The sequence below is a fragment of the Pseudoalteromonas sp. S1727 genome (genome assembly GCF_005886375.1).
In the GTDB taxonomy this organism is placed as follows: Bacteria; Pseudomonadota; Gammaproteobacteria; order Enterobacterales; family Alteromonadaceae; genus Pseudoalteromonas; species Pseudoalteromonas haloplanktis.
In genome coordinates, this window is record NZ_PNDT01000086.1 from 1 (window position 1) to 15,183 (window position 15,183).

Annotated in this window: 15 protein-coding genes; 7 read left to right on the top strand and 8 right to left on the bottom strand. The window is 40.1% G+C overall.

All coding sequences use genetic code 11. From position 1 onward, the window contains the following. The coding region (bufA2, locus tag CWB85_RS17095; RefSeq protein WP_502705318.1) for a BufA2 family periplasmic bufferin-type metallophore at positions 1-248 on the bottom strand (248 nt) is incomplete at its 3' end. 182 nt (positions 249-430) lie between these two features. On the opposite strand from bufA2, the gene CWB85_RS17100 reads away from it, so the two are divergent. The 4 genes from CWB85_RS17100 to CWB85_RS17115 are packed head-to-tail and all read left to right on the top strand — an operon-like array spanning position 431 to position 3,364. Then, entirely contained in the window at positions 431-1,795 is a 1,365-nt protein-coding gene (locus tag CWB85_RS17100; RefSeq protein ID WP_138555535.1) for a COG3014 family protein, read from the top strand. An 8-nt stretch (positions 1,796-1,803) separates the two neighbouring features. Further along, on the top strand, positions 1,804-2,229 hold the full coding sequence (locus tag CWB85_RS17105; protein ID WP_016709299.1) for a YcfL family putative periplasmic lipoprotein: 426 nt from the start codon (positions 1,804-1,806) through the stop codon (positions 2,227-2,229). An 11-nt stretch (positions 2,230-2,240) separates the two neighbouring features. Beyond that, on the top strand, positions 2,241-2,876 hold the full coding sequence (gene lpoB, locus CWB85_RS17110; protein ID WP_138555536.1) for a penicillin-binding protein activator LpoB: 636 nt from the start codon (positions 2,241-2,243) through the stop codon (positions 2,874-2,876). 20 nt (positions 2,877-2,896) lie between these two features. Continuing rightward, positions 2,897-3,364 (top strand): outer membrane lipoprotein, encoded by a 468-nt coding sequence (locus tag CWB85_RS17115; protein ID WP_016709297.1) that lies wholly within the window; start codon positions 2,897-2,899, stop codon positions 3,362-3,364. Positions 3,365-3,451: 87 nt separating this feature from the next. Here CWB85_RS17115 and CWB85_RS17120 read toward each other — a convergent pair whose 3' ends face one another. Then, positions 3,452-4,669, bottom strand: coding sequence for a pyridoxal phosphate-dependent aminotransferase (locus CWB85_RS17120; protein ID WP_016709296.1), 1,218 nt, complete (start codon positions 4,667-4,669; stop codon positions 3,452-3,454). Between the two features lie 100 nt (positions 4,670-4,769). Beyond that, positions 4,770-5,114, bottom strand: a complete 345-nt coding sequence (locus tag CWB85_RS17125) for an Hpt domain-containing protein (protein ID WP_016709295.1) — start codon at positions 5,112-5,114, stop codon at positions 4,770-4,772. 151 nt (positions 5,115-5,265) lie between these two features. Here CWB85_RS17125 and CWB85_RS17130 point away from each other — a divergent pair, with 151 nt between their 5' ends. Together CWB85_RS17130 and CWB85_RS17135 are read left to right on the top strand one after the other, a co-directional pair. After that, a complete protein-coding gene (locus tag CWB85_RS17130) occupies positions 5,266-5,871 on the top strand; it encodes a tRNA-uridine aminocarboxypropyltransferase (protein WP_016709294.1) in 606 nt (201 codons plus the stop codon). Next, positions 5,868-6,650 (top strand): CLCA_X family protein, encoded by a 783-nt coding sequence (locus CWB85_RS17135; protein WP_016709293.1) that lies wholly within the window; start codon positions 5,868-5,870, stop codon positions 6,648-6,650. The genes CWB85_RS17130 and CWB85_RS17135 overlap by 4 nt, the downstream gene beginning before the upstream one ends. On the opposite strand, the gene CWB85_RS17140 is transcribed toward CWB85_RS17135, so the two are convergent. The 3 genes from CWB85_RS17140 to apbC form a co-directional block, all read right to left on the bottom strand. Continuing rightward, entirely contained in the window at positions 6,598-9,120 is a 2,523-nt protein-coding gene (locus tag CWB85_RS17140; RefSeq protein WP_171039031.1) for an EAL domain-containing protein, read from the bottom strand. The two genes, CWB85_RS17135 and CWB85_RS17140, sit on opposite strands and share 53 nt — an antisense overlap. A 284-nt stretch (positions 9,121-9,404) precedes the next feature. Continuing rightward, entirely contained in the window at positions 9,405-9,992 is a 588-nt protein-coding gene (gene dcd / locus CWB85_RS17145; protein ID WP_016709291.1) for a dCTP deaminase, read from the bottom strand. 3 nt (positions 9,993-9,995) lie between these two features. Continuing rightward, complete coding sequence (apbC, locus tag CWB85_RS17150; protein WP_016709290.1) at positions 9,996-11,075, bottom strand: iron-sulfur cluster carrier protein ApbC; 1,080 nt, start codon at positions 11,073-11,075, stop codon at positions 9,996-9,998. A 176-nt stretch (positions 11,076-11,251) separates the two neighbouring features. On the opposite strand from apbC, the gene metG reads away from it, so the two are divergent. After that, the gene (gene metG / locus CWB85_RS17155; RefSeq protein ID WP_138555538.1) at positions 11,252-13,276 is read left to right on the top strand and encodes a methionine--tRNA ligase; all 2,025 of its coding nucleotides are present in this window, start codon (positions 11,252-11,254) and stop codon (positions 13,274-13,276) included. A 69-nt stretch (positions 13,277-13,345) separates the two neighbouring features. Here the strand turns inward: metG and CWB85_RS17160 are convergent, their stop codons facing one another. Both CWB85_RS17160 and CWB85_RS17165 read right to left on the bottom strand, forming a co-directional pair. Further along, entirely contained in the window at positions 13,346-13,837 is a 492-nt protein-coding gene (locus tag CWB85_RS17160) for a GNAT family N-acetyltransferase (RefSeq protein ID WP_016709288.1), read from the bottom strand. Positions 13,838-13,962: 125 nt separating this feature from the next. Beyond that, the gene (locus tag CWB85_RS17165) at positions 13,963-14,370 is read right to left on the bottom strand and encodes a hypothetical protein (RefSeq protein ID WP_016709287.1); all 408 of its coding nucleotides are present in this window, start codon (positions 14,368-14,370) and stop codon (positions 13,963-13,965) included. Positions 14,371-15,183 lie beyond the last annotated feature (813 nt).

Genomic DNA, 15,183 nt, shown 5'->3' on the forward strand with positions numbered 1-15,183 from the left:
GCACAAGACTTTGCTGGCATAGCAACAAAACCAGTACCTTTACAAGAGGCATGACCCGCACAAGCATTTTCAGCCGTTTTACAATCATTATGACCTCCACATACATTAACATCATAACAATGCACTAAATCCGTTGTTGCTGCCCCAGTATTAGCCGCGGCTACGGACGATGTTTCAGCTTCAGTGCTATTGCAGCCAACTAAACCTGCAACCATTACCGCCATTGCTGCCCCAGTAAATTTCTTCATAATTGTATTCCTCTGATTATGTAATTATAGGTACTACATACAGCAAGACCGCATACCGCCGGGATCTATTTCAACTTGGTTTCATAAATATAAGTTTGCAGCTACGATTTTTTACATTGTTTATCATCACCCTTAAATCAGATTATGCTAATCTGTATTAACGGTGATAAAAGGAGTGCCATGTGCAACGTAGTGTTATTTTTGGTTTTTGTGCTATTTTAGGTGGCTGCAGTACCATCGGGTTGGGTGATCTATTTACCGATTACGCCAGTCAAATGACGCCTGTACGCCAAGCCATTAATAGCAATGACCTAGCTCAAGCCCAGCAACTATTGCCAACTAACGGGCCATCCCACAGTAACTACTTGCTTAATCAATTAGAGCAGGCTCGTTTAAATAACTTGAGTAATCAATATGATACCGCACAGCCATACTACGAAGCTGTCTATCAACAAATGGAAATTAAGCGCCAAGCTGCAAAAGTACAACTCAGTGCTGGGCTTGAACAAAGCAACGCACTGTTAACCAATGACTCTGTCATCGCGTATACACCTGCCCCATACGAAATGAGTATGTTGCACAGCTACAAAGCGCTTGGTTATGTTTTTAAAAATGATGTTGAAGGTGCGTTAGTTGAAGTTCGCCGCGCTAATAAAGTACAAACTGATGTGTTAACGGCGAACCAAGATGATATTGATGCCAGTGTTAAAGAAGCGCAAAAGCATTACCCCAGTATGGATGATGTAATTAAAAACGTAAAGAATGGCTACCAAAATGCCTTTACGTTTTATCTCTCAGGTTTGCTCTATCAAAGCAATAAACAGTTCGATGATGCCTATATTGATTATAAGAAGGCGTTAGAAATCAACCCTGACAATGCATATTTACAGCAAGATGTATTATACCTAGCTAAAAAACAAGGTTTTGATCAAGATTTTGTGGAGTATAAAAAACGCTTTGGTGAGCCAACTAAGCAGGCCGACAACAGCGGTGATGTTGTGGTGTTAATCGAACAAGGTTTGGTACCAGAAAAAGATGAATTTGTTTTGCGTTTACCGATTTATACATCTGGCGGTGATGCGCGTTTTTACAGCTTAGCAATGCCTGTATATAAAGATAACGCCTATGTTCCGGCGATCAATGAAATACGTATCGCGGCACACGTTTTACCGCTCAGTCCTTTAGTGCGCCTTGAAGCATTAGCGGCAAAGACCCTTGAGGAGCAAACACCGGCTCGGGTTTCTCGGCAAATCTTGCGTTTAGTCGCAAAAGAAAAAGTACGTGCGGAATTGGCACGCAGTGGTGGCGATGTCGGCAATATTCTTGCGAATATTTACAACCTGGCCTCAGAGCAAGCTGATACTCGCAGTTGGTTGACATTGCCTAATCAAATAAGTGTCGCACGTACCCAACTTTCAGCGGGCGACCATGTATTAACATTTGGCGCTCATAACAGCATAAACTTTACCGTTAGTAAGCAAGGGTTAACCTTGATTTATCTAACCTCTATTAACAACTATTTTAATTCTCACGTAGTGCAACTTTAGGAGCTACCATGAAATATTTAGTGCCATTATTAGCGGTGTGTCTACTGGCAGCTTGTAGTAGTAGGCCAACCACCTCAGGTATTGGTGTTGAACAAGCTTCAGCACAATATCAACAACAGTTAAAAGTAGATAACCCTGATCTGGCTAAAAAACTGGCCATTACAGATGTAAAAACTCGTCAAACTAATCAGTTAACCGATGTCGTGGTGACACTGTCTAGCCAATATAAAAAGTCGCAATATTTGCAGTACCAATTTACTTGGTACGACGCTGATGGGTTTGTGATCAAAGGCAATCACTCGCCTTGGCAAGCACTGACTTTATTTGGCTTTGCCAATATGCAACTACCGGGTCTTGCCCCCACATCCGATGCAGTCACATTTTCATTAGCTGTTCGCGAAGTATCGACCGAAGCACAAGAATTTAAAAAGTAAAGGACACCACTATGAATACTGTAAACATAACGAAAAAACCTACATTAAAAGCACTCTCTGGTTTTGTTTTACTTGGCTTAAGCGCTCTCGCACTCAGTGGCTGTGCGAATAAAGCTGTGGTCAGCTATGGTGATGCACAAGCCGTTGAAACGACTGATATTAACTTTGGTTCAACCGACTTACAAAAAGTCGCCACACAAATGACCGACTCACTGCTGGCATCTCCTGTAGTGGGCACTATGACAGCAAATACACGCCCAGTAGTATTTGTTGAGCGAATTAAAAACAAAACCAGTGAGCACATTGATACTGAATCAATCACTGATTCAATTTCAACTCAACTACTTCGCAGTGGCAAGTTTCGCTTTGTTGATATGGGTCGTGTAGAAGCGGTAAGAGAGCAACTTAACTTTCAAAATGTAGATGCATTAGTTGACCCTTCAACGGCAGTAGCTTTTGGTCAGCAAGTCGGCGCGCAATATATGCTGTATGGCAACTTATCAAGCATCGTTAAGTCAAACGAAGATAAAGCTGATGTCTACTATAAATTTACAATGCGCTTAATGGATTTAAAAAGTGGCTTAGTAGAATGGGCTGACGAAACTGAAATTCGTAAAACCCGTGAGAAATCAACCTTTGGCTGGTAATTCAGCTTAGGAGGTAAATGATGAATAAATTAATAATGGGGCTGTGTACAGCCCTTATCATCAGCAGTCCAAGCTTTGCGGCATACGAACGCAATAAAGCTGTGCCTGTACAGCAAGTCCTGTTTGGTAATGTGCAATCAGTGCGTAACATTACTGAACAAGAGCTCGTGCAAGACAAAAATAGTGGTTGGAAAACCTTTGGTGGTGCCTTACTTGGTGGTGTGATCGGTAATCAATTTGGCGGCGGTAGCGGTCGCACGGCAGCAACAATTTTAGGCTCTGTAATTGGTGGCAGCGTTGCACATAACCGCCAACAAGGCAGTCATTATAACCAATATCATTTGGTTGAATTGATGATCAAAGTTGAAAACGGTGAACAATTTATGGTGGTGCAAGACAAAGACAGTCAAATGACTTTTAACACCGGTGACAGCGTACGCTTAGTGTATTTATCAGATAATACCGTCCGCGTTGATAAAGCCTACTGATCGCAACAAATTAGTTTCATTAAAAAAGCGAGTCATCATTAAATGATGAACTCGCTTTTTCTTTTTTCAGATCCCAGAATCACTGGCTTAGCTTTGTCGATAATGATTAAAAAAGCGCTGCATCTTACCCATCGCGGTGGTTAAATCATCTTTATTTGGTAAAAACACCAACCTAAAATGATCTGGGGTTGGCCAGTTAAATGCCCTACCATGCACTAATAATATTTTTTCCGCTTTGAGTAAATCAAGAATCATTTTTTCATCATTTTTGATATTAAAACGTTCTGTATCTACTTTAGCAAATGCATACAAAGCTCCTTTGGGTTTGGTACAAGAAATCCCCTCAATCGCATTCAAACCACGCCATGCAATATCGCGCTGCTCATACAGGCGCCCTCCAGGATTGATTAAATCATCAATTGATTGCACACCACCTAATGCTTGCTGAATAGCGTATTGCGCTGGCACATTAGCACATAAACGCATTGATGCTAAAATATCTAAACCTTTGCGTAAATCATCCATCATCGCCGTTCGGCCACTGAGCACCATCCAGCCCATACGTAACCCAGCTGCGCGATAAGTTTTAGCTAAACCATTAAATGTAATGATTGGTACATCATCGCATAATGCGCCTATTGAGCTGTGTGTGATACCGTCATATAAAATCTTCTCGTAAATCTCATCACTTAATAACAACAACTTATGTTCTCTCGCAATATCTATAAGCTGCTGTAATAAGGCATTATCGTATACTGCACCCGTTGGATTATTTGGGTTGATCAACACCAAGGCTTTAGTTTTTGAGGTGATTTTACTACGAATATCAGCAATATCAGGGAACCAGTCTTGTTCTTCATCACATAAATAATGAACAGGATTACCCCCTGCCAATTTAACTGACGCAGTCCATAACGGGTAATCAGGTGCTGGGATCAACACTTCATCATCATTATTAAGTAACGCCTGGGTCGTCATTTGAATTAATTCACTGACGCCGTTGCCAATATAAATATTATCGACGTCTAAATTATATAAACCGCGTTGTTGATAGTGCTGATAAATAGCCACACGGGCTGAGTAGAGGCCTTTCGAGTCACAATAGCCTTGGGCCGAATAAAGGTTACGAATAATATCACGATGCATATCTTCTGGCATATCAAAGCCAAATGCCGCGGGATTACCAATATTCAATTTTAAAACTTTTTGGCCTTCATCTTCCATTTTGCGTGCCTGTACTAATACGGGCCCACGAATGTCATAACAAACGCCTTGTAATTTATGACTCTTTTTAATTTCTGACATTTTTACCTCTACTAGTGGAACAACTAGATTACCCTAGCAAAGGGGCCAAATACTAGTGTATTTATGGCCTTAAAACTGAAATAAATTCACGTCTGAGTATCTAACGACTTTGCAACCAATCAGTTAACTTAGCTTTTGAACCTGCAACTTGACTATCGAGTAATTGTGATGCCTCAATTGCCTGCGCTAAGTTATTACTGTTTAAGCTTTGCTCTATTTCCCTTGCCACATCAGATAAACTACTGGCGCCAAATTGCGCCGCGTTTGACTTCAAACTGTGCGCATGGCGACTGGCAACTTGAATATCATTATGGATAGTGGCTAATACTTCTGAGCCTAAACGTTCAAATTCAGCGCAACAAAATACCAATGTATCGCTAAATTGCTCTCCTAATAACGATTCCATACTTTCCAATGCATTTTCATCAATGATGATCGTATTCATTTTTTATCCTTTTTTTACTCATGCAGCACTACATCAGTAACCTATGTTAATTCTATACTTTATCGTTGTCTCGAAAAAAAACCAACTAATAGTCTCATTCCGCGTATAATTAAATGGTTTTTCAATTATTGACGATTAAATAGATTATTTTATGTCTCGTACGCTGTGTGAACACTGTAAATTTAGCTTATCAACGTGTCTTTGTGAAGATTTGTCCGTGCTTGATAATAAACTTAAAATTATTATTTTACAGGACCCTAACGAAATAAAAGTCAGTAAAAACACCGCACGCTTACTCACATTGTGCCTTAGTCAATGTGAGCTCATTATCGGTGAAACACAGGCTGATTTCAGCCTATTAGAAGCATTACCTGTCGCATCAACAGCACTGCTCTACCCAGATCAAGATGCCGTGTTATTAGATGATGCTGGTATAGCAACAAAAACATTCGCCGAGCAATTGAGTCATTTAATTGTACTGGATGGTACATGGAAAAAAGCATTTAAAATAATGCAGTTAACACCTTCATTAAACAACTTTAAAAAAGTCAGTTTTGCCACCATTCCAAAAAATCGCTACCGTATCCGTAAAGCGCCTCGTGCAGATAGTTTGTCTACCTTAGAAGCCGTAGCGCATAGCTTGATGTTAATTGAAAATGCCAATACAACGGGCTTATATCAAGCATTGGATGCGCTTAATAATAAACAAACTCAGTTTATGCCTGAACATGTTAAAGCGCGTTATCAAGCAAAATGACGGTTAGAAGTCGCTTAAAGCGCGGATTTTATCGCCACGGCCCTGATTATCGCTTTGATGACCAAGTTGATTTTAACGATATTCGCGATACATTTGGTTTTCGTACTATGGTGGTAGGGAAGTGGGTTAATAAAGAAGAGCGGTTTATTAGTGCTAATCTGATCTATGATGCGCTGGCTGATTTAGCACAGATTTTGCAACTCCCTCCCAGCGCGATTGGCCTTCGAGGAAAACTAAACTTTGCATTTGGTCACGGTGGGCAACAAAACGTCCAAGCGCATTATAATAGCCGCACACGTACTCTAGCTCTGGCAAAAAATGCCGGTGGTGGTGCCCTCGCCCACGAATGGTTTCATGCTTTTGACCATCATATTGCAGGTCTGGTTTTTCCAGAACACCCTAAGAGCTATTTTGCATCCAAGTTATGGCTTGAGCATACTCTAGTGCCATCTCATCCGCTTAACTTAGCGTTAAATCAATTTTACCAAGGCGTATTTTTAGAACCAAGCGGTAAAAATGCCAACCACTATGTTCAACAATGTATTGCATATGATAAACATCATGGCCAATATTATATGAGTATGCCTGAAGAGTTAGCTGCACGTTGTTTTGAAGCCTGTATAGCCCATAACGAGCAAATCATTAATCATTTTTTAGTATCAGATATCAGTGGATCAGGCCTTATTTATCCTGACAGTGACACGTTAATAACCTGTAATAAAGCACTTAATAATTATTTTTCTCAATTAGGTCAGTTACTGTTTGCCCATCGCTTGTAACTAACGGCGTGGTTTCAAGGTGTTGCTCAAGCCACAGCATATATGCATCAAACGCTAAAGGCCGTGAAAAATAATAGCCTTGGCCAATTTCACAACCGTAACTTTGCAATTTAACCATACTTTGACTGTCTTCAATTCCTTCAGCAACCACATAAGAGCCCAATGATTTAGCTATATCGCACGTTGCCCGACAAATAGTTTGGTCGTTCTTTGAATACTCAATGTTCATCACAAACTGCTTATCTATTTTTATTTCATCAAAGCCCATTTTGCTTAGATATGCCAACGATGAATAACCTGTACCAAAATCATCAATGGCTATTTTAACCCCAATTAAGCGATAATCATTGAGTGCATTCTTTATGTCTACACCTTCAAAAAGCGTCGCTGACTCAGTCAGCTCTAACATGATGTTATTGGCATTGAGCTTAAACTCATCTAACAGAGTAATAAATAACACTGGTAAATCTTTACGCAGCAAATCTTTAGCAGAGATATTGATTGAAACAATATGCTCCGGTAATAATGCGGTGATTTGTTTTTGATAGAGCAAGGCTTGGGTAATAACCCATTCGGTTAGATCTGAGATCATCCCCGCCGATTCAGCTATCGGAATAAATAAATCTGGCGGCACATGCCCCAATTGTGGATGAGCCCAACGCAATAAAGCTTCACCGCCATGTATTTTTCCTGTATTTAAGTCAACCTGCGGTTGAAAAAACAAGCTAAGTTGATCGCATTCAATCGCTTCTTTTAAGGCTGATGCAATGGCTATACGGCGCTGCGAAAGAGTCACATTTTCGATATTAAACATGTGCCAACGCTCGCCATGCAATGGCTTCGCAGCCAATGCTTGTAAGCCACGCTGGATCAGTTGCGAAGAGGTACTTGCATGTAATGGGTAGTTTGCTACGCCTATATCAACTTTATCAATTAAATGAAGCCGTTTATGAGTAATGCCATCTGCAAATACACTGTTGATCACACATACTAACTGCTCAATTTGGCTTAACTCTAATTTCCCTATTATCACCACTGCATAGGTACTGTCATCAAGCCTTACAATGCAATCTAACCCTTGTTTATTGGTCTCAACACACAATACGTTCATTGAAGCTAACTGCTGTGCTAACTTACCCATAGTCACTTTTATATGCTCATTGACATGCTCATAACCAAAATTAGCCCGCGCATTCAATAATACTGCAGGCCTAAATAGCAATATGGAATGAGCAGTAGCAAGTTTTACTAATCCATCAAGGCGTTTTATAAGCAACCGTTTATTCGGTAATTTTGTTTCGTCGTCGTGACTGAGGCTAAAAGTGTATTGTTTGACCCGTTTACGTTCATGGCTTAGCAACATCACCACAAATAACAACGCATTTATGACAATCAACAACTCGTTAAATGGGTATAACGGTGATCCTGCCACTAACGAAGCTTGCCAACACAATGTTTGTAAAATAACAGCACTCGCGACTATTAAAAATTCATACGACGCTGCTTGCTTAGTATGGGTACGCCAATAAAAAAATAAATAACTTAGTAATACCAACATACAGCCCAAACTTAAAGTTACCACAATAAAATGGACGGATTGCTTCATAAAGCAGCTTAATATTGCCGTAACACATAATAAACTAACATACGCTAATAACTTATATTGCCGTGGTTTTATAATATTGCGTGACTGCAAGTAATGGATAAAACACCCAACAACCACCGCAAGTGAAATTACTTGAAGTGACAACTGCAGCTTCGCATACCAAATAGGTAAAAGTGCACCACTAAAATAATTGAATGCCCCTTGTGCGATTAAAAACTCAATTAATACACAGCCAAGATAAACAAGTAAATAAATTGATTTAGCTTGCTGTGACAAAATATAAACGATGCTAGAGATTATAATGCATAGCAGTAATAAGCCCGTAATTATTATAAAATCTCGCAGCCTACTGTTTACCACCGCGATAAATTGTTGGTCAGAAGCAAAGCCAATATTGATCCAACCATCATCATTGTGGCGGGCAAAGATCACCCCCCAATGCGCACTATCCGTGTTAAATACACTGTGCGGCAGCACTTTATTAATTAGACGGTGAGTATCATTATTTACAGCCGCAAGCTGATCAAAGTTATCATCTAACGTGTAAAACTCAACGTGTGATAAATGAGCATTATCAGCATATATAACAGCTAACTTTGATTGCACCTGTTTCGATAAATCAATAATAAACCAATAGTCTTGCTTAGCTTTTATTCTAACGTGGGCTAAATCTGATTTCGTTTGGGTCGCTATTGCATTTTGTAGTAAAGGTTTTACCGTTGTAAAAGAAGCATTCGCTGGCACAATCCAGCCAGTAACTGTGGGATCACTTGCAGCGTTCACACACGATGAGGCTGCAATACTCAAAAGTACTAGCAAAAAATTGATGAACACTGTTCGTGCGAATGTACTTACTTGAACCACTGTCACTCCATGTGCTTTGAACATACCTAGCTAATTAGCTTCAAGTTTTCGAACATCATTAACATTAAAAACAAAGCAGTGATTACAACGTCATGCGCGATATTACGTTTATGAAACATTGAATTATCTACTTTAATATTATTTAGCTATGCGTATTACAAAAAGGTAACTAAAGTATGGAAGTATTAAGTGAAATTGCCAGTAATTAGCACAATGGATATTGTTTTTTAAGCAGTAACAAGGCTTACACTGCGGTAAGCCCCTATTTTAGAACTGTATTTTAATTAATTGCTATCGTCACTGATACGACTGGCAACCGCACTGGTTTGATCTTTATACTTCGCATCTTTACGCGTGTTGTACGGGTTTTCAGCAGGCCCTGACATCGTTTCAAAACTCATAGCACCAATTTTCATCATCGGTCGCAGTGCAAGAGGCAACTTACCTGAATTATAGAATTCTAATACAATATTTCCTGACCAGCCTGGATCAATCCGATGTGCGGTAACATGTACCATCAACCCCAATCGGGCCAATGACGAGCGACCATCAAGCCAACCAACTATATCAGCAGGTAAGGTCACTTTTTCATGAGTCACTGCCAGTGCAAGTTCACCTGGATGTAAAAAGAACGCATCGCCCTCCTTTAGTACAATTTCATCGCTCATTATCGATTCCATCGCTTTATTAAGCTGATCCTTTGGACCGCTTAAATCAACATATGCAGCAGTATGATCTTGAAATACACGAAACTTATTACCTAAGCGTAAATCTACCGTTACTCCAGAGATCATCTCATCCGTTGGACTTGGCTCAATAATAATACGTTGTTGGGCAATATATTCTTTAATGTGGGTATCTGATAATCTCATTAGTTAATCATCCGTAATCACAATCTCAACTGAGTCATGATGGGGTTGTTGATAGTAAAGCGTACTGGCAATTAAACGCGCAGCATCTGCATACGTTTTACTCACAGCAGCTTGGTTATCCATTGCTATTAATTTGCCCTGCTCTGAGTATTCACGAATATCAATTGCCAGTGGAATTTTCGACAATACAGGCACACCGTGACGTTGAGCTAATTTAATTGCACCATCCTTACCAAATACATGATTTGGTTCACCACAGTGCGAGCATAAAAAGTGGCTCATATTTTCAATCATACCTAACACTGGCACATTGACTTTATTAAACATGGCAATGCCTTTTTGTGCATCTGCCAATGCTAAATCTTGTGGAGTGGTCACAATAACGGCACCACTGGCTGGCACTTTTTGGCTCATTGTTAATTGAATATCACCGGTGCCTGGTGGCATATCCACAATCAGATAATCAAGTTCACCCCATGCCGTTTCGTTAAGTAACTGATTAACCGCCCCCGAGGCCATTGGCCCACGCCATACAGTGGCGTCGTCACTGGGGACTAAAAAACCAATTGATTGTGCTTTAATACCATTAGCATCGAATGGGAGTAATTGTTTATCATCTTGTGCCGTTGGCGCAGCGCCACTTAAGCCCAGTAACATCGGAATAGACGGACCATAAATATCCGCATCTAGAATCCCAACTTTAGCACCTTCAGCATTAAGCGCGCCCGCCAAATTCACAGCTGTCGTTGATTTACCTACCCCACCTTTGCCAGATGCAACCAGTACAATATGTTTTATAGATTTAAATTTACATGCCTTAGGCAGCTCAACATGGGCGTTGATCACCACGGTTTGCTTTAGCTTTTGACTGACAAATTCAGCCACTTTTGGCATTTCAGACAGAGCAGCAAATGGCAGCGTTAAATTGAGCAATACTGAGTGATCACTTTGCAGTTCAATACCATTGATAAATTTTTCATCAACGCCAACTGCAAAAGCAGCACTGCGATACCCTGCTAAAGCAGCAATGATCGGTTGTTTTTGCACCGATTTAGAAGAGAATAGTTTCGACAGTCCAAACATAGCAATAAAATAGTGTTTCTTTGATGAAAATTGCTTCGGAATTATGTAACATTCAGGGCATTAACACCAGTCAATTAATGAAAATCGGCTAACCACTAAGGTGTTTCCTTTAGGTTTGCTGATAATATTATGATTTTCATCCGTTCCCTCACCGGAACCGTCAATTCGGAATGATTATGGCACAGCGAAAGATCCTCATTACCAGCGCATTACCTTATGCCAATGGCCCAACACATTTAGGCCATTTATTGGAATATATTCAAACTGATATTTGGTCACGTTTTCAAAAACTGCAAGGCCACGAAGCTTATTATGTTTGCGCCGACGATGCCCATGGCACACCAATAATGCTCAATGCGCAAAAGCAAGGGATCACGCCGGAAGAAATGGTTAAAAATGTCAGTATTGAGCGTCAACGTGACTTTGCTGATTTTAATATCAAATTTGATAACTATCACAGTACCCACAGCCAAGAGAACAAAGAACTAAGCGAACTTATTTATAATCGCTTAAACGACGCAGGTCATATCAAAAAGCACACAATTTCCCAGCTATTTGACCCTGAAAAAGGCATTTTCTTACCCGATCGTTTTGTAACCGGCACATGCCCAACATGTAAGTCTGAAGACCAAAATGGCGACAGCTGCGACGCATGTGGTGCAACATACAGCCCAACAGAGCTTATCAACCCACGCTCTGTAATGTCGGGTGCTGAGCCGATTTTGAAAGATTCGGAGCATTACTTTTTCGATTTACCCGCGTTTGAAGGCATGCTCAAAGAATGGCTGCACTCGGGTACTATTCAACAAGAAATGGCTAACAAGTTAGACGAATGGTTTGCCGATGGTCTACAGCAATGGGATATCAGCCGTGATGCACCTTACTTTGGTTTTGAAATTCCAGGCGCACCAGGTAAATACTTTTATGTATGGTTAGATGCGCCAATTGGTTACATGGCCAGCTTTAAAAATCTGTGTGACAAACAAGGCATTGACTTTGATGCATTTTGGCAAGAAGGGTCAGACGCTGAGCTTTATCACTTTATCGGTAAAGACATCATCTATTTCCACAGCTTATTTTGGCCAGCAATGCTTGAAGGCGCAAAATTCAGAAAACCAACCAATGTATTCGCCCACGGTTTTGTCACCGTTAACGGCGCGAAGATGTCTAAATCAAAAGGCACGTTTATCAAAGCGCGTACTTATTTAGATAACTTAGACCCTGAATTTTTGCGCTATTACTACGCTGCTAAACTAAACAGTGGTATTACCGATCTTGATTTAAACTTAGAAGATTTTGCACAACGTGTAAATTCAGACTTAGTAGGTAAAGTGGTTAATATCGCTAGTCGCTGTGCCGGTTTTATTACTAAAAAGTTTGACGGTAAATTAAGTGACACAGTCATGGAGCCGCAATTACTAGCTGAATTTCAAGCCGCTAGCGAGACGGTTGCTCAACACTATGAAAACCGTGACTACAGCCGTGCAATTCGCGAAATAATGGCGCTTGCTGATAAAGCCAACCAATTTATTGATACCGCAGCTCCCTGGGTATTAATTAAAGACGACACAAAGCAAGAAGAAGCACACCAAGTCTGTTCGCTTGGACTTAACTTATTCCGCGTGCTGATGACTTACTTAAAGCCAGTATTACCCGGTATGGCGGCCAATGTAGAAGACTTCTTAAATGACGGCCTAGCTTGGCAAGGCGCGCAAACTGCGCTTGTTAGCCACCCTATTAATAAATTTAAACCGTTAATGCAACGTGTTGAAATGGATAAAGTGAACAAAATGGTTGAAGAATCAAAAGAAAGTTTATTAGCCGCAAAAGACAAAATAGACCCTAATAGCCCACTAGCTAAAGAGCCAATTGCCGCTGAAATCGAATTTGATGATTTTGCCAAAGTAGATTTACGCGTAGCGAAAATAGCCAAAGCAGAGCACGTTGAAGGCGCTGACAAGCTACTAAAACTAACCCTCGACTTGGGCGGTGAAACACGCCAAGTATTTGCAGGTATTAAATCAGCGTACGCGCCAGAAGATATCGAAGGCAAACTCACTGTGATGGTGGCAAACTTAAAACCACGGAAAATGCGCTTTGGTATGTCAGAAGGCATGGTGTTAGCTGCAGGCCCTGGCGGTAAAGAAATTTATATACTCAATCCAGATGATGGCTCAGAGCCTGGCATGCGAGTAATGTAACTTAACGTTTAAACAGTAAACTACTAAAAAGCCGTTGTTTTAACAACGGCTTTTTAATTACCTAACTCATCAACTAATACCGATAATTTGGCTTCGTCTTTCCAGAAGAACAACATCACGCCAAGTATCATGCATTTTGCCAAGCTTTTCACGAATACCAAGTCGGCGAAAGTTATTATTTAAATGGAGTTGAATACTCGCTAGATTTTCTGGAAAAATAGCCGCTTGTAGCGTCCATATATTATTTTTTTCAGACTCTACGATAAGCTGTGCTAATAGTTTATGGCCTATTCCTTTTCCTTGCGCTGCTTTAGACACATAGACACTCACTTCAGCGATGCCTGAGTACACATCTCGATTAGATACTGGTGACAAAGCAGCCCAACCACAAACATGACCATTGTCTTCAGCCACAAGGCGAGAATGATCATGCATAGAATTATGCCATTCATCCCACGTTTTACTAATAAGTTGAAATGTGGCATTGCCGGTATCGATGCCTTGTTGATAAATTTCTTTTACGGCTGGGTAATCTAGCTGTGTGAATTTGCGAATAAACACCTAACTTTCCTTGAAAATTGACGAGCAGATAAAACGACTCATTTTAATTTAACTACATCATACGAATTAAAACACAAAAACCCATATTGCCTGAGCAATATGGGTTTTTCTATACATTGTACGTTTTATAAAGAAAGGTATTCTTTAGCGCGGGTAAGATTATGAGAAACCATTGCACTGTCAGCAATTTGCGCTGCTTCGTATAAATCTGATAAGCCAGCAGCATCGTTTTTAGCCATCATGCGTGACACACCACGATTACTTAAGGCGTATGAAGTAAGCTCGCGTACTTTAAGCTTTGACTCACGGCTTTCTTTTAATAGCGCAATTGCTTTAGTACATATTGCTTCTGCTTGCTCGTAGTTTTTTGATTTAACATTCAGGGCACAGCTGTTAAATGACTGCTCAAGAGGTTGTGGTGCAGTTGCCGTTTCAATAACCATTAATTTGTAATCACTGCCACCTGCCATTGCAGCGGCTGAGCAAGTTAATAATGAGCTAAGTGCGATGGTTTTGATTAGTGTACGTTTCATGATTATTTTCCTAATTGCCTATTTGATTGTTTACCTGAGTCGTGTCGTCTGTGTTGCCGACAATTGAACTTTAGAGTGTTAGCTCAATTTCGACAAACGATAAAAATAAACTCGATAGGTGAAGAAAATTAACCTATCGACTTTAGTCTAATACCTGCGGACCTTTGATGGTTTAAATTCACTCATACAAAGGGCAAAATTTTCACATACAACTGTAAATTCAAGCGAGAGAGATAAACAGGCCTTAGAGTTTTACGAGCACATTGTTTTTGCCAGGCGGTTAACCCATTGCAAGTGAGCGTAATTACAAATATATTAGCGTAAACCACTAAGTAGCAGCATTTACTCATTCCTGATGCCTTTGCACACATTACTGCGGCTGCTTAGCTACTGATAATAACTCACTCATTGGGATGAATATTCCCAACAGCGCCAAACTCACCTTAAGTCAAAATCAAAAATACCTAGAACTGGTTTGTAACTAAGCAATAAAAAAGTGACTGTAATCGTTCTCGCTCTCATAAAATAAAAACAGCGTTGTCCAACTAATAGCCGCTTTAAAATCTTATGCGTGTTTAATTTATACCAATCGTGTTAAGTTACTGACCATTTATAGCGACAAATAAATGGAGTGAGAACAAGGCATAAATTTTGATATGTAGTTGTTCTACATAAAATTTATAACGTAGTTAGCGCTTTATTTAGCCCGCTAGAATGGTTAAATATTTAAGTCGATTGGTATAACGCAGTTAGCGCTTTATTTAACCCGCTAGAAAGGGTAGATAGTTAAGTTAATCGGTAAACGTACTCGAA